Origin of the sequence: Kitasatospora sp. NPDC097691 (genome assembly GCF_040302665.1) — a bacterium.
GTDB lineage: Bacteria > Actinomycetota > Actinomycetes > Streptomycetales > Streptomycetaceae > Kitasatospora.
On the sequence record NZ_JBEORY010000026.1, the window covers coordinates 1 to 21,120 of the forward strand.

The following is a 21,120-nucleotide window of genomic DNA, read 5'->3' on the forward strand; positions in this document are numbered from 1 at the left end:
TACGCCGAGTTCGCCGTGCTGTCGGCCTGGGCCCGCATGCCCGAGGGACTGACCTTCGAGGAGGCGGCCGGGTACCCGTCCGTGGTGGAGACCGCACTGCGCATCATCCGCGAGGTGGGCGTGCGGCCCGGGCAGACGCTGCTGGTCAGCGGCGCGTCCGGCGGCGTCGGGTCGGCGGTGCTGCAGATCGCCCGCGAGCGCGGCATCACGGTGATCGCCACGGCCGGGGCCGCGAACCAGGACTACCTGCGCGGCCTGGGCGCCCTCGCCACGACCTACGGCGAGGGCTGGGTCGAACGGGTACGGCTCCTGGGCCCGGCCGACGCGGCCCTCGACCTGGCCGGCTCGGGCGTGATCCGCGAACTCGTCGAGCTGACCGGGGACCCGCGCAAGGTCGTCTCCATCGCCGACCTCGGCGCGCCGCAGCTGGGCGTCCGGTTCTCCGGCGTGGCCGGGAGCGTGCCGGACGCGCTCGCCGAGGCCGTCGACCTCATCTCCCGGGGCAGACTCCACATCCCGGTCGAGAAGTCGTACCCGCTCACCGAGGCCGCGGCAGCGCACACCGACAGCCGCGCCGGCCACACCCGGGGGCGCCGGGTCCTGATCGTCTGAGCCGCCGCCCGCCGGCGTCCCCGCGTCGAACGGACGGTCGGCGCGCCGACCGTCCGTTCGGCAGCGGGCGGTGAAACCGCGTCGGACGGGGCCGGGGCGGGGCGGCTACCGCCCCGGCCACCGGAGCGACCACACCCGCCTCTTCACCACGGGAGTGACCGCCCCACCTCCGGCGGCCATGCGTCCGGCCGGGTCACCGCGAACCCCCAGTGCACGTCCGGAGCCGACGCGGCCACCCCGACGCGGATGGAACGGCCCTGTTCGGCCGTCACCACCACCGAGCCCGTGCCGACAGCCTCAGTCGGGCAGGCCACGCTGAACGGTGTCCGCCCCGCCCACGCTCAGGCCCTCGCGCTCGGCGGGCAGCAGCGCTACCGCCGTTTCGTCGCCCTTGCCGTCCGAGCGCGGGACGGTGACGGCGGCGACGAGCAGGTCCATCGAGGAGCAGACCTCCGGGGAGACGCAGGGTCTGAGGGGGCCGCCCCGGCGCGCGGCCTGCCCGGGCCGCCGACCGGGCCGGTCAGCCCGCCAGGGGGAAGGTCGGATTCGGCCGCGGCTTGAGGCTCGTCAGGCACAGCAGGTACTTGTCGCTCCCCCGCTTGTACGTGAAGTAGCTGTCGGCGTCGGGGTACTTGCGGCACTCCGTCTGACCGTCGGTGGTGCCGTCGGCCCGGCCGACGATGCGGGCGTCCGCCTGCGGGTCGGAGCAGGAGACCACCTTGACGTCCGGGTTGTTGTCGTTCAGACCGGACATGGCGAGCGGGCTGCTGTTGTGGATGCAGTCGCCGGCCTTGGCGAACTCGGGGTCGTCCTTCAGCAGGGCGAAGATCAGCGTGATCAGGACCGCCGGGATCAGCAAGCCGACGATCGTGGGCCGCAGGTAGACCGGCTTGCCGGTGTCCATCGGCGTGCCGGGGGCTCCGGGCACCGGCTCCGCCAGCTTGTTGATCTTCAATCGCTGCGGGATGTTGAACAGCATGACGATCGGGTTGACGATCAACGACGGGATGCCCCACCAGCCCTGCCAGAGGGTATCGGAGGTCATCTCCCGGTGGGTGGCAATGCCGCAGGTGCGGCAGAACGGGCCCCGGCGCTTGAGGTAGCGCATCACGATGACGAAGCCCTGGTGCCCGCGGATGGTGGCGTTCACAGCCGGGACGGAACCGCAGACGGCGCAGGTGAGCTGCCCCTCGCCGTACCCGGGCTCCCCCTGGACCGGGGTGGCGGAGGCGGTCTCCGTGGGCGCGGCGGTGTCGGGCAGCTCGGCAGACTGAGCGGAAATGGTGAATCCCCCGTGGTGATCAAGAAAGTGTGCTGGGGAAATCTACCGCCTTCGAACACCGAGAAGGGGCCGTCGATCCCCCAAGGGCTCGAAGGTCACCGAACCGTGACCACGAATCGGTCGTTCGCCGCGAAACCCCGCGGCCTGCCGGTGACGGTCCCGGTCACTCAGACGCCCGTCAGGGCAGGCCGGGTCCACTGTCCTGCCCCGGCGCCGGCTCACCGCGAACCGTCGTCGAAGACACTCCACCGGCCCTCTTCGCCCCCGAGTCTCGCGGCTATCCCTCACCGATCATCAGGGCCCGGGGACCTTTCGGCTGCCGGGCCCCAAAGCGGGGTTGCGGCGCCGACGGACCCGGCCACCACCTGACCGCCCGAGTTCACCTGCGGGACCCTCACCGTCCCGCTCGACCACAGCAGCGCCACGCCCGGCACTCTCGACCTCGCCGTGGCGGTCGCCGGCAACACCGAGGCCCCCGAGGGCGACCTGCTGTTCCTCACCGGCGGCCCCGGCCAGCCCGGTGTCCCGTCGATGAATTCGACCTCCCGGGGCCGGCCGGTGGGAGGCCCCCAGGGCCGAACCACCGCCGCGGCCGGGCCGAGGATCAGCCGAACCGCCGGACCTTCCCGGCGTACACCGCCTGGCTCCGCCGGGACGTGATCGTCAGTCGGTGGGATGCCCCCAGGACGCGCGCCCGATCGGCCGCCACCGCCTCCAGCAGCCCGGCCGCCTCCGCGTACCGCCCCGCCTCGCCCAGGTTGTACGCGTGGTTGTGCCGGGCCGCCAGCGTGTGCGGATGATCGCGGCCCAGCACGCGCTCCCGATCGGCCGCCACCGCCTCCAGCAGTGCCGCCGCCTCGACACGCCGACCGGCCTCGCCCAGGTAGTAGGCGTGGTTGTGCCGGGCCGTCAGCGTGTGCGGATGGTCGCGGCCCAGCAGGCGCGCCCGGTCCGCCGCCACCCCTTCCAACAGGCCGGCCGCCTCCTGGAGCCACCCCGCCTCGCCCAGGTTGTACGCATGGTTGTGCCGGGCGTTGACGGTGTCCGGATGGTCGGCGCCCAGAACGCGCGCCCGGTCCGCCGCCACCCGTTCCAGCAGCGCCGCCGCCTCCCCGTGGCGGCCCTCCCGGCCCGTGGCGTTGGCCAGGTCGTAGGCGGCGGTCAGCTCTCCGGCGGTGGGCAGCCGACCGTCGATGGCGGTGGCGAGCCTGGTGTCGGTGACGGGCGGGGCGGCGAACGCGGTGACCGGCCGGTGGTGGGTGACGCCCCCGAGCGCCTCGGCGACCGCGAGCGCCGACGCGGGGCGCCCGTCCGGGCTCTTCGCCAGGAGGTGGAGCAGTAACCGGTCGAGGCCGCCGGGCAGGTCGGGCCGGTGCTGCCGCGGCGGAACCGGCGCCTCGTCGAGGTGAGCGGCCGCGAGGACGTGCGGGTGCCTTCGCGTGCCGAACGGCGGTGCACCGGTGAGGAGTTCGTACAGCACACAACCGAGCGCGTACAGGTCCGCCCGGCCGTCGACGCTCTCGGCCCTGGCTTGCTCGGGGGCCATGTAGGCGGCGGTGCCGATCATGTGACCATCGGCGGTCAGCTGGGTGTGGTCCCCCTGCAGGTAGGCGGCGATGCCGAAGTCAAGGACGACGACGTCCTCCGTGCCGTCCGCACGTCGGGTCAGGAAGAGGTTGGCCGGCTTGATGTCGCGGTGTACGACACCCTCGTGGTGCGCCGCGGCCAGCGCCCGGCAGACCTGCACGCCCCAGTCCACGACCTGCCCGACGCCCGGACGCCGACCGGACTTCAGCACCGCGGCGAGCGACTGCCCGGGCAGGAGGTCCATGACCACGAACGGCACGGACCGCCCGGCATCCTGGTGGGTCCCGCAGTCGTGGACACCCACGATGTTCGGATGACGGAGCCGCGCGGTGATCCGCACCTCCCGCTCGAAACGTGCCTGCGCCGCGGCGCCGTCCTCGCCGTCGAAGCGCGGCAGGACGAGCTTGACGGCAACGTCCCGGGCCAGCCGGATGTCATGAGCGCTCCACACCGCGCCCATCCCACCCGCGCCGAGAAGCTCGGCCATCCGGTAACGCTCGCCGATCAGCACGCCCTGCATCGGACCCCCCGCCCCTTGTGAGATCGGGTAAACAGTAGGGCATCGGCACAGGATTCGAGACCGCATGGCTCTGCTCACGGACACCGTCGGCACAACCGCCCACACAGTGTCGGCGGAACGTCCACGACCGATCCCCGATCCGTCAGCCCGGCAGGCTCAAGGGCAGGCCGCCGACCAGGCGAAGGAAGCGTCAACTGCACAAACGGGTAGTCGAGTTGACGGTCATCCGGCCGGCCGGGCGAGGCTTCCCTCCCCGCCCGCCGTCGCGAGCGCGACTCGGAACCGACAGGATCGATCAGCCGATCGGTGGTGCGAGGTCTTCCAACGCATAGCCGTCGCCGTCGCCCGAGGGGATCACGCGGGCGATGCCGGGTGAGTCGAGGTGGGTGCCGGCCACGAAGTGGTCTGGCCGGGCCAGTCGTTCGAGGAGGGCTGCTCGCGCGTCGCGGGCCTGGGACTGGTTGCCGTCGAGCACCCAGGACACGTTCGGCTGGTCGAACTGAAGCGTGGGAACGTGGACGGTGTCGCCCCGGACGAGAAGACGGCGGGAACCCTCGGTCCGGTGCCTGCGGGATGGCGGATCTCAGAAGCTGTAGCCCTTCCCGCAGAAGGTGGCGGTGACCTTGTGCGGCTCGAAGTCCGGGAGGACCGAGTGAAGGTTGGCCACCTCCGGCACGATGATCAGCAGGTCGATGACGAGCGCGATGATCATCAGCGGCATGAGGGGCCGCGCCATGGCGTTCTGCCCCCGCACCGCGACCCACATCAGCACAGCGAGGCCGGGCACGGCGAGTATGCCGATGGCAGGACCGGCCCATGCGGCGACCTGTGCGGAGACGGGTATCGCGGGGGTGGGGACGCACACCAGTCCGCCGACGTAGTGGCCATGGGCCCAGAACGCGTAGACGGTGCAGGCCAGTCCGACCGGGACGGCCAGGATCGCCAGGGTGGTGAAGAGCGGCCACCGATCGTTCGAGGATGAGCGAGCCGGGACGGTGGTGGAGTTGTGAGCCATCTGACCAGTGCCAATCGGAATCGGGTTACTTGGGCCCCAACTTAGACTCTCGACGCGGTCCCCGATCTTCTCCCCGACCGGCCGCGAGCCGACGGGGCCGGTACCGAGGCGTCGCGGTCGAGTCGCGGCGTCAGGAGGCGGTGGGCGTGCTCAGGTTCGCGGGCGCGGACAGGCGCGGACAGGCGCGGACGGTGCCATCGAGGACCGCCGGGGTCCACACGCATCCGTCCGATCACGTGCGGATGAATCGGGGCCTTGGCGCTCTCGATCACACAATCCGCCTGTGCGACAACATGGTTGATCGGAGCAGCTCCGGCCCGTGGAGTGACGCGCCGCGGACGGAGCCGCGACGCCGAAGAGGCTGTCGGCGTGGCCTGCTTGACCCGTCGGATCGGGCCCCGCAGAGTCGGGTGCGGCCGTGTGCTGCCGTCCGCGGGCAACGGCAGTCGGCCCGCCGCGTGGGCCGAAGCCGGTCTGGGCCTGCGGGCGGAGCGTCGACGTGAGGGAGCGGGTGATCCGATGGTTGTCGACTTGATCGTGATCGGTACGGCCATCACCCTGGGGCCTCTGCACAACAGCGCCTTCGTCCTACTGCTCTCCTCGCGGCGCGGCGTCCACAAGGGCCTCGCCTTCCTGCTGTCCTGGCTGGCCAACCTGGTCGCCGTCGTCGCCTGTGTGCTGCTGCTGACCGGCGGGACTCCACCCGTCCACCACAGTTCGCCTTCGAGCGCGGCCCTCGCCGCCAAGCTCGCGATCGGCGTCGGCCTGGTCGTGTACGGCGGCTACCGGAGTCGGCAGCCTCCCCGCCCGTACCGGCCACCGAGCTGGGCGGGGCGCGTCGACAACGCCTCGCTCGGCACCGCCGCCGGACTTGCCTGGCTGCTCCAGCCCTGGGCACTGGTCGGGGCCGGCGCCGCCACGGTCGTCGACGCCGACCTCTCTTCGGCGTCCACCTGGCTCGACCTGACCGGCTACTGCCTGCTGGCCACCCTGAGCCTCCTGGTGATGGAGCTGTACACCGTCTGGGCTCCGGACGCCTCCCACGCCCGGCTCAACGCCCTGCGGACCTGGCTCGAACAGCACCAGGACCAGCTGATCATCACCCTCTCCCTCATGGCCGGACTCTGGCTCACCGCCAGCAGCATCTACCAACTCGTCGCCTGAGGACCCACCGGGAGACCTCGGGCTCGTCACGGGCTCCGGGGCCGCCGTACGGCAGGATTTCAGCGAGACCGGGACCTTCCTGCCGCCCGTGTCCGCGTCTTGTCCGGTACGACGCCTGGCAGCCGTAGGACGCCGACTGCCTGCCGCCTGGCTGGGACTGCTGCTGCTCTTGCCGGAGCTGTCCGAACGGGGCTCGCTGCTGCCTTCCTCCGCGCTGGCACTGGCGCCGGCACTGGCCTTGGCGCCGGCGCCGGCGTTCGCGGCGGCCAGGGCGACCGCGGCGACGACAGCCCGCGGGCCCAGACTCCTGCTCATATGGCGAGATCATTTCTGCCGGACGAAACTCCAGTCAGTGCACGAACCACACCGTCGCCCCGGCAGGCAACACGGGCACTCGGCGGTCCGGATCACCGCAGCGGCGTAGTCCGAATGCCCTCGGCCGCCTTCCGCGGACTCGCCGCACCCCTCCTGACCGGCTGCGCGTGGGGAACGGCACCGGGCGGGACGGCCCCGGAGTCCTTCGGCAGCTCCGCAGTGCTGTTCCGGGAGCTCGGCGACGACCACAACGCGGTCAAGGCGCTGACCGATCGCGAACGGGCGCAGGTGCAGGGGCCGCCCGGCCCCGGAGGCGGTGGCGCTCGGCCGATCACACTGCGCGACGGGGCGTGGGACGGGTTGGACCGCCGCGCGGGGCGGCAGCGGGCAAATCGCACGATACTGAAGCCATGTCGCAGAACGCCCGCACGCACCACGAGCCGTCGCGTCTCACGGTCAAGGGCCGCGAGGTACGACTGCGCACCATTGCCATGGCCGTCATCGCGGTCCTGGCCGTCTGGTTCATCGCGGTCAACACCGCCTCGGTGACCATCACCCTGTGGATCTCCGACGTCACCATGCCGCTCTGGGTCGTCCTGACCGTCACGATCCTCGTCGGCATGCTGATCGGCGTCTTCCTGGCCCGCCGCCGAGCCGCCCGCAAGTCGACTGGGTCGTGATCCCGGGGCCCGTGGGCCGGCGCCCAGGGCCCCACCCGGCAGCCCGAGCGCGGGCTGCGCCTTTCCGGCGCCCAAGCGCCGTTCTGCCTTCCCGGGCGGCTGAGACCGCCCCCGGCAGGCCACGATCAGCCCGCGGCCGTAACGCGCCGCACCGCCGCACCGCGCCGCACCGGTCGAGGCGGGCGGATGACCTGCCAACCGGCCCGCCCGTCGCTCCGAACCCGGTCGCCGCGGACCGGCCTGCCGCGAGCCCACGGGCCGGCGCCGGTGTCACACCAGTGCCGCGCCGCCGTCCACCGCGAGCGTGGTGCCGGTGACGTAGGCGTTGGCCAGGACGAAGAGACAGGCCGCCGCAGCTTCCTCGGCAGTGCCGACACGCCGCGTGAGCAGCTCGGACCCGGCGCCCCGGAGGAAGGCCTCCGGGTCCGGGACACTGCCGTCCCAGAGCTCGGTACGGATCACACCGGGCCGGATCACGTTGACGCGCAGAGGGCGAGTTCGACGGCGAGGGCCCGGGACAGGGCCTCGATGCCGCCGGTGATACCCGCCGTGAGCGCGGTTCCGGACAGGGGGCGGATCGCGAGGACGCCGGAGCTGAAGGTGATCGAGCCGCCGTCGCGCAGTCGCGGTGCAGCGTGCTTGGCGGAGAGGAACGCGCCCCGGAACCGGCGCTCGAACACGGCCCCGGCCTCCAGCGGGGTGGTGTCGACCAGCGGCTTGATCAGCAGAGACTCGCCCGCGGTGTAGACGAGGTGGTCGAACTCCCCGACCTCCTCGAAGAACGCGGCGATGGCGTCGCCGTCGGCGACGTCCAGGCGGCGGCCCTCGGCCGGCTCGCCCAACCGCGCCCGGGCCACGGATCCGCGTCGGCCCCGGGCCACGCGGGGGACAAGCTGCCTGTCGCGGCCGGGTCAACGGTACGGACACCGACAGAATGCGCTGACCGGCAGTCAACCAGGCGCACTCGGGAGGTCCAGTGTTCCGTCTCCGTTCCCTTGCGCGGGCCGGGGTCGTCCTACTCCTCGGGGCCGCCATGTCGGCCGTCGGGTCGACCCCGCGCGCAGCGGCCGCGGCGGGCCTGCCCGCTGCCGGGCGGTTCCCGGCCCACGTGGGGGTCGAGGACCCCGCCGCCTACGTCAACCCGTACGTCGGCACCCGGGCGGACGCTCCCGACCGGGGCCACGGCGGCGGCGCCGGCAACACCTTCCCGGGGGCGTCGGTGCCGTTCGGCATGATGCAGTGGAGTCCCGACACCGTCACCTACCAGCACGGCGGCTACACCTACGACGACCCCAGGCTGAGCGGTCTCAGCCTCACCCACATCTCCGGTGCGGGCTGCAGCGACTACGGGACCACCCCGTTCATGCCAGTCCTGGACGCCACGCCGACGGCATCCTCCGCGTTCTCGCACGCGAACGAGCGCCTCGCCCCCGGGTCGTACGGTGTCACCCTCGACAACGGCATCGGCATCGACCTGGCCGTCACCCAGCGGTCCGGGATCGCCCGCTTCAGCTATCCGGCCGGGCACACGGCGTCCCTCACCGTCGATGCGGGCCGGGCTTTCAACGCGGCGTCGGGCGAACTCACCGTCCGGGACTCCACCGTCTCCGGGTTCACCGACGGCGGTGGCTTCTGCGGCACGTCCAACCGCTACCGGGTCTACTTCCACGCCGCGTTCGACCGCCCGTTCAGCCACGTGGACGCCGGCGGCCGATCGCCGGACGCCAGGACCGTGGTCTCGTTCGACGCCGGCCCCGACCGCGTGGTCACCGCCCGGGTCGGGATCTCCTTCGTCAGCGTCGAGGGCGCCCGCGCCAACCTGGAGAGCGAGCAGCGGGGCGTCCCGCTGGAGGAGGTCCGTGCCCGCGGCCGCGCCCGCTGGAACGACCTGCTCGGCAGGATCGCCGTCGCGGGCGGAACCACCGGGCAGCGCCGGGTCTTCTACACCGCGCTCTACCACGCCCTGCTGCACCCGAGCGTGTTCAGCGACACCGACGGCCGCTACCCGGGCTTCGACGGACGGCTTCGCACCAGCCGGCACGGCCACGCCCAGTACGCCGACTTCTCCGGCTGGGACGTCTACCGCTCGCAGATCCAGCTGATCGCTCTGATCGCCCCGGACGAGGCCGCCGACATCGCGCAGTCGATCACCGACCAGGGCGACTCGGCCGGCTACTTCGACCGGTGGACCCTGGCCAACGGCGGCACCGGGGTGATGGTCGGTGACCCGCTGCCGACCATGGCCGCCACCGTCCACGCCTTCGGCGCCACCGGCTTCGACGCGCCCCGGCTGCTCCGGTTGGCCCGGCAGGGCAGGGACGACCCGCGCCAACGCCCCGGCCACGAGGCCTACGACACCATGGGATTCGTCCCGGCGGAAACGGACGGGCAAGGCGCGTCCATCACGCTGGAGTACGCGACCACCGACTTCGCACTGGCCCAACTGGCCTCCCGTCTCGGGGACTTCGCCACCCGTGACGTCCTGCTGCGACGCTCGGCGAACTGGCGCAACGTCTTCAACGACACCAGCCGCTACGTCCAGCCGCGCGACGCGGACGGTAGCTGGCCCCCCTTCGGCCCCGAGCGGCCCGGCGGCTTCGCCGAGGGGAACTCCGCCCAGTACACCTGGATTGTCCCCCACGACCAGCACGGCCTGTTCGACGCGATGGGCGGCCGTGCGGCCGCCGTGAACCGGCTCGACACCTTCTTCACCGAGCTCAACGCCGGCTCCCGGGCGCCCTACGCCTACCTGGGCAACGAGCCCTCCCTGAACACGCCCTGGGCCTACGCCTACGCGGGCCGCCCGGACCGCGCCCAGGACGTGGTCCGGCGCGCCCTCACCACGCTGTTCACCGACACCCCCGGAGGCGAACCCGGCAACGACGACCTCGGGCAGATGTCGTCCTGGGCGGTGTGGGCCGCCCTCGGCATGTACCCGCAGGTGCCCGGCCGGGCCGAACTCGTCCTGGCCAGCCCCCGGTTCCCCGCCGTCACCATCCGAAGGGGCGACGGCCCCACCATCGACATCAGCGCCCCGGGCGCGTCCGACACCGTCCGCTACGTCCACGCGCTGCGCACCGACGGCCGTCCCACCGGTCGCCCCTGGGTGAGCGAGGACTTCGTCCGCCGCGGCGGCACCCTCGCCTTCACGCTCTCCGACACGCCCGAGCCCTCCTGGGGCAGCGACCCGGCCGACGCACCGCCCTCCTTCCCGCCGCCCCCGGCCCGGGCCTCGGCCCCGGCCCCGGACCACCAGCCCGCTGACGCCGGTGGCCACGTCGGCGAGAACGGGATGCCGCGGCCGGCTCGGTCCGTCCAGCCTGGCACCCGCCTCCGTCCGGCGCGTCCGCCCACTGCCCGGCGGACCCCGCCGGAGCAGCGGATGGACCTGCGGTTTCCGAGGGCCGCCGTCGGTTCGTGAACGGGTGCCCCACTAGGCTGGGCCGGTCGGCCGGGTGGCCGCTCATTCCTGGGGGGAGGGGTCGGGACGTGACCTTGCTGGAGAACGATCCGCGAGAGATCGGCGGGTACCTCCTGGAGGGCAGGCTTGGCGCGGGCGGGATGGGCGTGGTGTACCGCGCCCGGTCGGTGTCCGGGCGTCAGGTGGCGGTGAAGGTGATCCGGCCCGAGCTGGCCGCGGACGCCGAGTTCCGGGCCCGGTTCCGGCAGGAGGTCACGGCCGCACGCAAGGTCAGCGGGGCGTTCACCGCACCCGTGCTCGACGCCGACGCCGACGCGCCGGCGCCCTGGCTGGCGACGCTCTTCATCGCCGGTCCCTCGCTGGGAGAACGGGTCTCCGGCCAGGGCCCGTTGACCCCGCCCGAGGTTCGCAGGCTGGCTGCCGGGCTGGCCGAGGCGCTGCGGGAGATCCACCGCGTCGGGCTGGTACACCGCGACCTCAAGCCCGGCAACGTGCTGCTCGCCGAGGACGGCCCGCGCGTCATCGACTTCGGCATCGCCAAGGCGGCCGGCGAGACCCAGCTGACCAGCACCGGAGTGGCCGTCGGCACCCCGCCGTTCATGGCGCCCGAGCAGTACCGCAGCGGTACGGCGACGGCGGCCACGGACGTGTTCGCGCTGGGCTCAGTGCTCGCCTACGCGGCCACCGGGCGCGGGCCGTTCGGCGCGGACTCCTCCCATGCAGTGGGGTTCCGGGTGGTGTACGAGGAGCCTGACCTGACCGGGCTCGCGGCGGAGCTGCGTCCGCTGGTCGTTGCCTGCCTTAGGAAGGACCCTGAGCAACGGCCCACGGTGGAGCGGTTGTTGGGGCTCGCTGCGCAGGGCGAGCAGGAGCGGACGGTTCGGTTTCGGACGGGACCGGTGACTCCGACGGCAGCGGGTCCGGTGACGCCGACGCCGACGGCAGCAGGTCCGGTGACGCCGACGCCGACGGTCCTGGCGGCTCCGCTCGCGGCGGCCGCTCCGCCGACTCCGGTGACCGCGACGCCGGCCGCTCCGCCCGCCGGGGCCGCAGCGCCGACGAACCCGGTCCCACCGGCCGTGCCCTCGTACGCCGCCCCCACGTACACGGCGGCCCCCTCCACCCGCCCGCGGAGGCGCAAGGGTGTGCTGATCGGCTCGGCGCTGTCCGCGGTGGTCGTCGCCACGGCGGGCACCCTGGGCTTCCTCGCCTGGTGGGACCGCGCCCCGGACGAGCCCGGGTCCCATGGCCCGAAGCCCGGCCCGTCCTCCTCGGCGACGGCGACGGCTCCGACCGCCGCCTCCGCCTGCGGCCCCGACGGCAAGCAGGCGGTCGGCGCGGACGGGCTGCAGGTGGCCCTCGTCAAGCAGTGGCAGGCGGATTACGCCAAGGAGTGCCCGGGTGCCGCGATCACCTTCAACGGCCCCGCGAGCGGCACCGTGATGGACCAGTACGCGACCTTCAAGTCCGACGGCGTCGCCCTGGACTCCCCGATGACGGCCGATCAGCGGGCCGTCGTCGGCCGCCACTGCCCCACCGGCTACGCCTCCCAGATCCCGGTCACCGTGCTGCCGGTCGCCGTGGTCTACAACGCGCCCGGGATGAAGGGGTTGGAGTTCGACGCCCCGACGCTCGCCAAGATCTTCACCGGCAAGATCACCAAGTGGAACGACCCGGCGATCAAGGGCCTCAACTCGATCTGGAACCTGCCGGACTCGCCGATCGACGTGCGGATCCCGAGCAACGAGTCGGCGTCCACCGCCATCTTCACCCAGTACCTCGCCAAGGCGGCGCCCGCCGACTTCCCGTACCAGCCGGGCCGGGCGTGGCCCGACAAGTCGCGGCCCGCGTCCGGCACGAACGCGTCCGACCTCCCCGCCTACGTCGCCGGGGGCCAGTGGTCGATGTCCTTCGTACCGCTCCCGGACGCCGGCACCCTCCAGAAGGCCAAGGTGAGGTCCGGCAGCTCCCAGGCGGTGGAACTCACCCCCCACTCCGCCGGCCTGATGGCCGCCGGAGGCTCGGTGCAGGGCACGGGCACCAACGTGACGGTCACGATCGACTACGCGAAGCCCGCCTCGGGCAGCTACCCCATCGTCGACGTCGGCTACATCGGCTTCTGCGACCACGGCGGGGCCGACCGCGCCTTCGCCGGCACCGCCGTCCTGACGAACTTCCTGGCCCACGGGCTGAGCGCGCCGGGCCAGGCGGCCGGCGAGAACCTCATGTACGGCCCGCTGCCGGAGGCCCTGACGAAGCGCGTGCTGGACTCCCTGGCCCCGCTGCGGTTGAAGCCCGGCAACTGATCGAGGAACAGCGCCGTGCGGATTGCGCGTCACCAGCTGGGCGGCGCGGCGGCACCGTGGCGGTCACCGTCCTCGGACCAACCAGCGATGAGGCCGACGGCCGAGGTTCGGGCCGTTCGGGCGGCCCCGCGCGGGGCCGCCGGCGCGGGACGGCGGTGGGGCGTGCGCAAGCTCCGTGTCAGCCGGCCAGGTTGACTGCTCGGCGTACGTCGTCGGCGTAGGCCTGGGGCTGTTCCCAGGCCGCGAAGTGGCCGCCGGCACGGTGTTCCACGTAGTCCCGGATGTTCAGGAACGCCTCGGCGTAGCTTCGTGGCTCAGGTTTGGTGTCGTGCGGGAACACGGAGAGCACGGTCGGCGTGTCGATCCGGTCGGGAAGGGCGACGGGCTCGACGTAGGTGGCGAAAGAGGTGCCGATCGTGCCGGTGACCCAGTAGGCGGTGACCCAGGTGAGGAGCTCGTCCGTCGTGAAGGCCGGCCCGTCGGACCAGGACTCCAGCTTCTCGACGATCCACGCCGCGAGGCCGGCGGGGGAGTCGCCGAGGGCGATGGCGAGCGTGTTCGGCCGAGTCGACTGTTCGGCGATGTACCCGCCCTCGGTTCGGAACCACTGCGCCGACCGGCCGAGGTAGGCCGCTGCGTCGGGCGCGAGCTTCGCCGGGTCCGCCGTGAGCGCACGCTGCGGGGCGGTGTTCGTGAGGTGCAGCGCGGCCACCCGGTCCGGGTGTCGGGCCGCGAGGAGTTCCGCGACGGTACCGCCCACGTCGCCGCCGGACACCGTGTACCGCGAGTAGCCGAGCTCGTCCAGCGCGTCGGCGACGATCCCGGCGATCCGGTCGGCCGACATGCCGCACGTGGTGAGCGGGGCGGCGAACGGGAAGCCCGGCAGTGCGGGGACCACCACGTGGACGTCGGTGAGCAGCGGCAGGACGCGCTCGAACCGCAGCACGGAGTCCGGCCAGCCGTGCAGCAGCACGACCACCGGGGCGCCGGGATTCGTGGACCGCTGGTGGATCACTCGCAGATCGGTGTCGCCCGCTTGCACCGTCGCCCAGGGGAACTCGCCGATGCGGCGCTCGTGCACGCCCCAGTCGTATCCGGTCTCCCAGCGTTCGAGCAGTTCGTCGAGGCGGCTGCCGCTGATGCCGCGCCTCTCGTCGTCGGCCCACGGGGTCGGGACGCGCCGTGTCCGGTGGAGCCGTTCCCCGAGGTCGCCCTCGATGTCGCCCTTGAGGTCGCCCTTGATGTAGGCCTTGATGTCATCGCTCATGTGTATGAGCGTACACATGATGTGTATGCTCGTACACATGACTTCGCGCGATGCGGCCGCCACTCGGCAGCGGATCCTGGAAAACGCCCGACGCCAGTTCGCCCGGCACGGTTTCACCGCGGTCGCGGTCAAGGGCGTGGCCGACGCGGCCGGCGTGTCGCCCAACCTCATCACCCGCTACTTCGGCGGCAAGGACGGCCTCTTCCTGGCGGCGACGCAAGTGGAGATCCCGGTCTCCGACTCCTTCGACGGCGACCGCTCCGAGCTGGGCGCGCGCCTCGCGTCGAACATCGTCCAGCGCTGGTTCGGTGCAGCCGGGGAAGACCCGCTGCTCGTGCTGCACCGCGCGTCCGGCGAACGCCCGGAGGCGGCCGAGGCGCTGGCCGCCTTCCTCGACACCAACTCGCTCGAGCCGCTTCACCGTTACCTGCGTGACAGCGGTCTGGACGACGCAGAGGCCCGCGGCCGAGCCGCGGCGATCGACGCCTTCGTGCTCGGCGTCTCGACCCGCCGCCGGGTCCTGCGCTCCGAACTCGGCGACCCCGCCGACCTCCAGGCCTGGCTGAGCGCCACCATCCAACGGCTCGCCGACGGGTGAGGACCAGGTGCCGGCCGCGGACCACCGCGGTCTCGCCCGCCGCACGTCTCCCCGGCCGAAGACCGCAGCGCCGGCATGGCCGGCGGCCGGAACGCCGAGGTCCGGCTGTGGTGGCGGCCGGGCCATGGGGCAGGATGGCAGTCCGTTCGGAATGCGCACATCCGCTCCGACGTGGCTGCGCACAACACGACCCGACAGGCAACAAGGTGACGAAACAGCACATACAGCGGCCGGCGGCGGCCCGTTCCATCGACCTCCACGCCGCGGGGGCGGGACGGTGACCCGGGACCTGGTCCTGCACGACTGGGTGGTGGCCGGCATCGCGCTGACCTCCGGCTGTGTCGCCGGCCTGGTGCTGCGGGCCCTGATGAAGTGGCTGGGCAAGCACGCGAGCAGGACCAAGTGGAGCGGGGACGACATCATCGTCGACGCACTGCGCACCGTCGTCCCCTGGGCGGCCGTGATCGCCGGGGCCGCGGTCGCCGCTTCGGCCCTGCCACTCTCCGCACGGATCGCGGGACTGGTCGACCAGTCGCTGACGGCCGTGCTCATCGTCATCGCAACGCTCAGCGCGGCCCGGGTCATGGCCGGGCTGGTGCAGTCGGTGGCCGCGTCCCGGACCGGCGTCGCGGCGTCCGCGTCCATCTTCGTCAACATCACCCGGATCGTGGTGCTGTCGATGGGCGTCCTCGTGGCCCTGGAGACCCTCGGGGTATCCATCGCCCCGCTGGTCACCGCCCTCGGGGTGGGCGGTCTCGCAGTCGCGTTGGCGTTGCAGGACACCCTCGCCAACCTCTTCGCGGGTGTGCACATCCTCGCCTCGAAGACGGTACAGCCGGGTGACTACATCCGGCTGACCAGTGGGGAGGAGGGGTACGTCGTCGACATCAACTGGCGCAACAGCGTGGTGCGCAACCTGTCGAACAACCTGGTGATCATCCCCAACGGCCGTCTGGCGCGGACGAACATGACGAACTACTCCCAGCCCGAGCAGAAGCTGTCGATCCTGGTCCAGGTCGGGGTCGGCTACGACAGCGACCTGGAGCACGTGGAGCGGGTCACCCTCGATGTCGTCGACAGCGTGATGGCCGACATCAGCGGCGGCGTGCCCGACCACGAGGCCGCCGTCCGGTTCCACACCTTCGCGGACTCCAGGATCAACTTCACGGTCATCCTGGGCGTCGGCGAGTTCAGCGACCAGTACCGGATCAAGCACGAGTTCATCAAACGCCTGCACCGCCGGTACCGGACGGAGGGCATCTCGATCCCCGCACCCACGCGCACGGTCTCGCTCCGGCAGGACGGGGCGGGCGCACCGTCGTCCCTCCCACCGGTGCCGCACCAATGGGACGCGTCGTCCGAGGCGCTGACGGACCGACGGCGGTAGCCGGGCGTGGAGGAGCCGCCCGGGCGGACCGAGGCGATCAGCGCGTACGCCGCCACGCCATGAGCGGCGGCGCCGGCACTGTCGTGCCGGCGCCGCCCGTCAAGCATGCCTGGCCCGGGCTCAGGGCCCGTGCGGTCAGCCGGTCCAGAACGACGACAGGTTCTGGTAGGTGCCGTGGTCGGCGATGGCGCCCTGGTAGGACAGCGAGTTGCCGTTCTGGGTGTCGATGACCACGAGCTGGTCGCCGCGGAACAGGCGGTAGTCCCCGTAGCCGAAGAACGTCGCGGCGTCGATGCCCAGCTTGAAGTCCTCCGGGATGTTGCGATAGGTGCCGTGGTCTGCGAGCTTCCCGTCGAAGGTGACGGCGTTGCTCTTCTGGGTGTCGATGACAGCCAGACGTCCCTGCTTGAACAGCCGGTAGTCGTTCCGTGCGATGAGCGTGGTGGCGTCCATGGGATGGTCCTTTCGCTGGCGTTCGGTCGGACAGGCCGTCCCGTGCGCTGCGGTGTGCGGGACGGCCCGCTGCGTCGTCCTCTGGCCGATCGGATTCCGCATATGACAACGACAAGCAGCATCCACACAGTCACCCGCTGCTGTCGACAGCGCATCGTGCGCCGAGAGCCGGAACCGGCCACAATCCCCAGGCGGCTCCTGCACCTCAGATCGGTCCGACCGTTCGACGTCGAGCGGCACTCAACGACACAGGGTGCGCAGGGTGGTGAGGCAGTCCGCTGCCCGGCGCCGCGGGTCGGTGTCGGTGCCGGCCCAGGCGATCCGGGCGTCCGGCCTGATGAGCACGGCGGTGACGTTCCGCCAGAGCGCATGGGACACCTCGGTGTCGACGGTCCCCGCTCGCTGCTCCAGACCGTCCGTCGGGCACGGCGTCCGAGTCCCGTCGAGGTCCAGCAGCAGTGGTCGGCCGTGGTGCATCAACGGGTGGGCGGTGGGTGCACCGGCCGGGGTGTTCAGGGCGAGGCCGGCCAGCCGGGTACCGTTCAGCGGGTGCCCGCCGGGCTCGGTGCCGGCCGGTAGCGGGTCGTCGAATCCGGCGATTCGGCGGGCCCACAGGTGGTTGGTCCGTGGTTCGGCGAGTGCGGCGGACCAGACCTCGCGCAGGGCGATCTGCTCCGGGTTCGCCGCAGCGAACAGGGCGAGCTGCGCGCGGGTGTTGTCGATGACTGCGCGGCCGGCCGGCCGGCGCTCCGTGTCGTAGCTGTCGAGCAGCCCGTCGGGTGCCCGGCCCTGGAGGGTGGCGGCCAGCTTCCAGCCCAGGTTGGTGGCGTCCTGGATACCGAGGTTCATGCCCTGCCCGCCGGCCGGGAAGAACATGTGCGCCGCGTCCCCGGCCACCAGCACCCGTCCGGCGCGGTAGCGCGCGGCCTGGCGGGTGGCGTTGCCGTAGCGCGAGAGCCACCGCGGGTTGCGGATGCCGAGGTCCCGTCCCAGCAGCGTGCGGGTCTGCTCGCGCACCTCCTCCAGGGTCAGCGGTTCGCCGGCGCCGTGGTGCATGGTGGCCGTGGAGAGGCCCGCCAGACGGTGGACGCCGTCGCCGATCGGGGCTGCCAGGAACGAACCGGCCGGCCCGGTGGCGGCGAGCGGCGCGGTGGGCGGATCGTCGAGTTCGACGTCGGCGAGCCACCCGGTCAGGGTGGTGTCCTGACCGGGGAAGTCGATGCCGGCTGCCTGGCGCACCGCGCTGCGCGTGCCGTCGCAACCCACGACCCAGCGGGCCTGCACGGTCCGGTGGGTGCCGCCGGCCCGGATCACCACCTCGACGGCGTCCGGCCCCTGGGTGAGCGAGACGACCTCCTCCCCGCGGAGCACCCGGGCGCCCACGGCGAGCGCGTGCTCCTCCAGGAGCTGTTCGGTGACGGACTGACCGAGCGCCAGCATGAAGGGGTGCACCGCCCCGGTCGTGGAGAAGTCCAGCCGGGTGGTCGCCGCACCGAAGTGGCCGGTCGGCACCGGGGTGCCGCGTTCGATGAACCGCTCCGCGAGGCCGCGGGTGGCGAAGGTGTCCAGCGTGCCGGCCTGCATGCCGACCGCGCGCGACCGTCCGTCCGGTGCCGCCCGGCGTTCCACGACGGTCACCTCCACCCCGTGCAGGCGCAACTCCGCGGCGAGCCAGAGCCCCACCGGGCCGGCTCCGGCGATGAGCACGTCGAGCATGACGACCACTTCCTCTCACTCTTCGAACGATGCGCTGGGGCGGCGGCGGGCCGATGCGCCGGGACGGCGGCGGCCTCGTGACGCCGGGTGAGCAGCGTGCTCAGCGGGCGCTGCCGAGGTTCCGGTCGCCGTCGGTGCCTTCGAGCATGAGGGTGGTCTCCTCGATGCGGCGGAAGCGGCCGTCGGGGGCGAACTCGCCGAAGAGGTAGACCTCCATGCGGACGGTGGATCCGTCGGTCTTGACGACGGTCATGGTGTGGCGGTCGGCGTAGCGGTCGCCGACGGTGAGTTCGTCGTGGACCTCGACGGTGCCGTCGGCGACGACGGTGCGCAGGTGGGCGATGTGGGTGAGGAACTCGGTGCGGTCGGCCCACTCGCCGTCGGTGCGCTGGCGGTAGTCGGGGGCGAAGTGCCGGTCGGCGGCCTCGTCCAGGTCGAGGCCCGGGGTGAGGAGCAGGTCGGTGAGGGCGGCGCGGACGTCGGTGTGGGTCACGGGGATTCCTCCGGTTGCGGGCGGGAGCGTTCCGCTGCGGATCGAGCGGAGATGCGTGCCTGAAGCACGCTTATGACTGTAGCGGAAAAGCGTGTGCGACGCACGCACATTCGGAACGCTTTCGGTGCGTCGAACGGAAGCCACCTGATGGGGTATCGAGCGCCCCATGAACTACGCGACCTCGTCATCGAGTTCGCCGATCGCCTCACGTCCCGCGCCCCGCGCCCCACGCCCCGCGGCCCCGCGCCCCGCGCCCCGCGCCCCGCGCCCCGCGCCCCGCGCCCCGCGCCCGCCAAGCCTGACGGCGAGGAGCCGCTGCCATGAGAGCGGTCGGCCATATTCACACAGCCGTTTGAACACCACGGGCCGCTGTGCGGCGTACCAGGGGGAGATCAGCCAATGCCGAGCGCCGGCGACCAGCCGGACGACGGCCGTCCGCAGCAGAGCGGTCACGCAGCGGCGGCGGATCCGCCCTCTGGCGCGGCGCCCGGGCCCGGGCGCCGCGCCGCACGCAGGCGAGTGGAGCGGAGGTACTCGGCCAACCCGCGGGCGTAGGCGTCGATCGTTCGAGGCGCCCGACCGAGATCAGTCCAGATCTGCAGCTACACCGCCGCCTGCTCATGCCGGCCCGGCACCGGCCACTTCTCCGTCAGCACCGTCGTGCCGCTCAAGCCATCTCCCAAGGCCGTGGTTGCACCGGAGAGTCATGATCACCCCGGCAGATTCCACGTAACTTTCAAGATGCTCAAGCGCCAGATGTTCGGCCGGGCCGGCTTCCGGCTGCTGAGGAAGCGGGACCTGCTCGCAGGGATGGGCTCCGGTGCCGTGCGATAGATTGCGGGCGACACGAGAGAAGAGCTCGCATGGACTCCCGCATCCCGCGGTTGCGACGCAAACTGGCACGCATCCCCTACGCGCCCACCCGAAGCCACTCCTTCGGGGAGGAGCGACACGAATTTCGTCTCGGCCCCCGCATCACCAACAGCCAGGCAGACGCCTTTGAGGCCGAGCACGACGTGGAACTCCCGCAGCCCTACCGAGACTTCCTCACCAACATGGGCGGCAGTGGCGCCTCTCCGTACTACGGACTGATCCCGCTGGAGGACTGCACGCTCTTCACAATGAACCCCAGAGACTCCAGAACGGGCCCAAGAGGATTCAGCCGGGCCTACCGCCCCACCCGCCGTGGCGACCTGTTCCTGCACGTCATCGAACGCGGCTGCAGCGATCTCGTCCTCATAGGCATAACCGGCCCTCTCACCGGGCGCATGCTCATCGGCAACGCAGACGGCTTCTGGGGCCCGAACGTCTCCTCAGCCCCGGACTTTCTCGCCTGGTATGAACGATGGCTCGACCACATGGCTGCCGGACGGGACAACCGGGCCCTGGAGCTCACCTCACCCCAGCTCCCAGCGCATCCAATTCGGCAGCGGCTCGCTTGGAGCTTGCGCAGATAGGCGGCGTCGTGGCCCGGCAGGAAGGTGGGCACAGGTCCCGGTGACCATGGAGTTGAGACGCTCTGTGACCACTGGGGAGACCTGTGCCTGTACTTCCAGCATGGCTGACCGACCCGCTCTGGGACCAACTCGCCACCCTGCTGCCGCAGCGGCCCGAGTTCGCTTCGACCCACCCGTTGGGCTGCCATCGACGCCGGATCAGCGACCCGATCGTCCTCGACAACTGCTGCAAGTCCCTCGCTCCGGCTGCTCCTACGAGGCAATCGCGGACTCCTCGTGCTCGGCCACCTGGGCTTGTCACCCACCCGCGCGGCTTCTCACTCGTGGATGCGTTCTTCATCACGCTGCTCCGAGGTCCTTCGGCGAGTTCGGCGATCCACATCTGGCCGCTGACGCGGGATGGGAATCCCCGGCCTGTCCCGCCGGCCGGACTCGGCGGTGGCGTTCAGACGTGTCGCCTCTTGGGGTACGGAGGCAGGGCGTATCCCGGCAGCCGTACCTGGCGTGAATACACCGGCGGAGTGCCCTCTGCGGGAACGGGCTCTGCGTAGCACTCAAGAACCAGGTCGCCCCGCAGGTCGTCGAACGTGTCGGGCGAATCCTCCAGCAGGGCGTCGGCCCACACTTCGAGGGACGCGTTCTTCAGAGCATCGTTCGGAACCTGGCTGACCGGCTCGGGACCCATCACCGTAAATCCCGGCTCACCGTCCGCACGGAACAGCAGCCGCCACCAATACGGCTGCCAGTAGGGCTTCTTCAACGAGAACCAACTCCCCATGTCGTTGCGGACGGCGGCTCCTCCGTGGCCGCCATGCCTGGTGATGCTTCCATTGATCAAAAAAGGTCG

18 protein-coding genes and 2 pseudogenes are annotated in these 21,120 nt (G+C 71.9%); 9 read left to right on the plus strand and 11 right to left on the minus strand.

Features of this window, described 5'->3' with window-relative positions; all coding sequences use genetic code 11:
- A partial coding sequence (locus ABTY56_RS19680) for an NADP-dependent oxidoreductase (protein WP_350630204.1) occupies positions 1-612 on the plus strand: 612 nt, incomplete at its 5' end.
- 297 nt (positions 613-909) lie between these two features.
- Here ABTY56_RS19680 and ABTY56_RS19685 read toward each other — a convergent pair.
- The 5 genes from ABTY56_RS19685 to ABTY56_RS19705 form a co-directional block, all read right to left on the minus strand.
- A complete protein-coding gene (locus ABTY56_RS19685) occupies positions 910-1,050 on the minus strand; it encodes a hypothetical protein (RefSeq protein ID WP_350630205.1) in 141 nt (46 codons plus the stop codon).
- 82 nt (positions 1,051-1,132) lie between these two features.
- The gene (locus ABTY56_RS19690) at positions 1,133-1,762 is read right to left on the minus strand and encodes an LppU/SCO3897 family protein (RefSeq protein ID WP_350630206.1); all 630 of its coding nucleotides are present in this window, start codon (positions 1,760-1,762) and stop codon (positions 1,133-1,135) included.
- 736 nt (positions 1,763-2,498) lie between these two features.
- Entirely contained in the window at positions 2,499-4,001 is a 1,503-nt protein-coding gene (locus ABTY56_RS19695; RefSeq protein WP_350630207.1) for a serine/threonine-protein kinase, read from the minus strand.
- A gap of 295 nt (positions 4,002-4,296) precedes the next feature.
- The gene (locus tag ABTY56_RS19700; protein WP_350630208.1) at positions 4,297-4,476 is read right to left on the minus strand and encodes a hypothetical protein; all 180 of its coding nucleotides are present in this window, start codon (positions 4,474-4,476) and stop codon (positions 4,297-4,299) included.
- Positions 4,477-4,584: 108 nt separating this feature from the next.
- Entirely contained in the window at positions 4,585-5,016 is a 432-nt protein-coding gene (locus tag ABTY56_RS19705; RefSeq protein ID WP_350630209.1) for a hypothetical protein, read from the minus strand.
- A gap of 519 nt (positions 5,017-5,535) precedes the next feature.
- On the opposite strand from ABTY56_RS19705, the gene ABTY56_RS19710 reads away from it, so the two are divergent.
- Both ABTY56_RS19710 and ABTY56_RS19715 read left to right on the plus strand, forming a co-directional pair.
- On the plus strand, positions 5,536-6,180 hold the full coding sequence (locus tag ABTY56_RS19710; protein ID WP_350630210.1) for a GAP family protein: 645 nt from the start codon (positions 5,536-5,538) through the stop codon (positions 6,178-6,180).
- Positions 6,181-6,905: 725 nt separating this feature from the next.
- On the plus strand, positions 6,906-7,175 hold the full coding sequence (locus ABTY56_RS19715) for a lipopolysaccharide assembly protein LapA domain-containing protein (protein WP_350630211.1): 270 nt from the start codon (positions 6,906-6,908) through the stop codon (positions 7,173-7,175).
- Positions 7,176-7,445: 270 nt separating this feature from the next.
- Here the strand turns inward: ABTY56_RS19715 and ABTY56_RS38855 are convergent.
- Positions 7,446-8,056 (minus strand): annotated as a pseudogene (locus ABTY56_RS38855) (SDR family oxidoreductase).
- Positions 8,057-8,151: 95 nt separating this feature from the next.
- Between ABTY56_RS38855 and ABTY56_RS19730 the strand changes: the two are divergent.
- Positions 8,152-10,596, plus strand: a complete 2,445-nt coding sequence (locus tag ABTY56_RS19730; protein WP_350630214.1) for a GH92 family glycosyl hydrolase — start codon at positions 8,152-8,154, stop codon at positions 10,594-10,596.
- 68 nt (positions 10,597-10,664) lie between these two features.
- Positions 10,665-12,902 carry a serine/threonine-protein kinase gene (locus ABTY56_RS19735; protein ID WP_350630215.1) on the plus strand — a complete coding sequence of 746 codons (2,238 nt, stop codon included), beginning with the start codon at positions 10,665-10,667 and terminating at the stop codon, positions 12,900-12,902.
- Positions 12,903-13,080: 178 nt separating this feature from the next.
- On the opposite strand, the gene ABTY56_RS19740 is transcribed toward ABTY56_RS19735, so the two are convergent.
- Complete coding sequence (locus ABTY56_RS19740) at positions 13,081-14,169, minus strand: epoxide hydrolase family protein (protein ID WP_350630216.1); 1,089 nt, start codon at positions 14,167-14,169, stop codon at positions 13,081-13,083.
- 37 nt (positions 14,170-14,206) lie between these two features.
- On the opposite strand from ABTY56_RS19740, the gene ABTY56_RS19745 reads away from it, so the two are divergent.
- Both ABTY56_RS19745 and ABTY56_RS19750 read left to right on the plus strand, forming a co-directional pair.
- The gene (locus tag ABTY56_RS19745) at positions 14,207-14,767 is read left to right on the plus strand and encodes a TetR/AcrR family transcriptional regulator (protein ID WP_350630217.1); all 561 of its coding nucleotides are present in this window, start codon (positions 14,207-14,209) and stop codon (positions 14,765-14,767) included.
- 277 nt (positions 14,768-15,044) lie between these two features.
- Entirely contained in the window at positions 15,045-16,154 is a 1,110-nt protein-coding gene (locus ABTY56_RS19750) for a mechanosensitive ion channel family protein (protein WP_350630218.1), read from the plus strand.
- 135 nt (positions 16,155-16,289) lie between these two features.
- Here the strand turns inward: ABTY56_RS19750 and ABTY56_RS19755 are convergent, their stop codons facing one another.
- The 3 genes from ABTY56_RS19755 to ABTY56_RS19765 form a co-directional block, all read right to left on the minus strand.
- Positions 16,290-16,607, minus strand: a complete 318-nt coding sequence (locus ABTY56_RS19755; RefSeq protein WP_350630219.1) for a hypothetical protein — start codon at positions 16,605-16,607, stop codon at positions 16,290-16,292.
- Positions 16,608-16,847: 240 nt separating this feature from the next.
- A complete protein-coding gene (locus ABTY56_RS19760) occupies positions 16,848-18,323 on the minus strand; it encodes an FAD-dependent monooxygenase (RefSeq protein WP_350630220.1) in 1,476 nt (491 codons plus the stop codon).
- A 100-nt stretch (positions 18,324-18,423) separates the two neighbouring features.
- Entirely contained in the window at positions 18,424-18,816 is a 393-nt protein-coding gene (locus ABTY56_RS19765; protein ID WP_350630221.1) for a nuclear transport factor 2 family protein, read from the minus strand.
- Positions 18,817-19,679: 863 nt separating this feature from the next.
- On the opposite strand from ABTY56_RS19765, the gene ABTY56_RS19770 reads away from it, so the two are divergent.
- Positions 19,680-20,273 carry an SMI1/KNR4 family protein gene (locus ABTY56_RS19770; RefSeq protein WP_350630222.1) on the plus strand — a complete coding sequence of 198 codons (594 nt, stop codon included), beginning with the start codon at positions 19,680-19,682 and terminating at the stop codon, positions 20,271-20,273.
- An 83-nt stretch (positions 20,274-20,356) separates the two neighbouring features.
- Positions 20,357-20,562: pseudogene (locus ABTY56_RS19775) on the plus strand (IS5/IS1182 family transposase); the annotation flags it as partial.
- Between the two features lie 156 nt (positions 20,563-20,718).
- Here the strand turns inward: ABTY56_RS19775 and ABTY56_RS19780 are convergent.
- Entirely contained in the window at positions 20,719-21,033 is a 315-nt protein-coding gene (locus tag ABTY56_RS19780; RefSeq protein WP_350630296.1) for a hypothetical protein, read from the minus strand.
- Between the last annotated feature and the right edge of the window lie 87 nt (positions 21,034-21,120).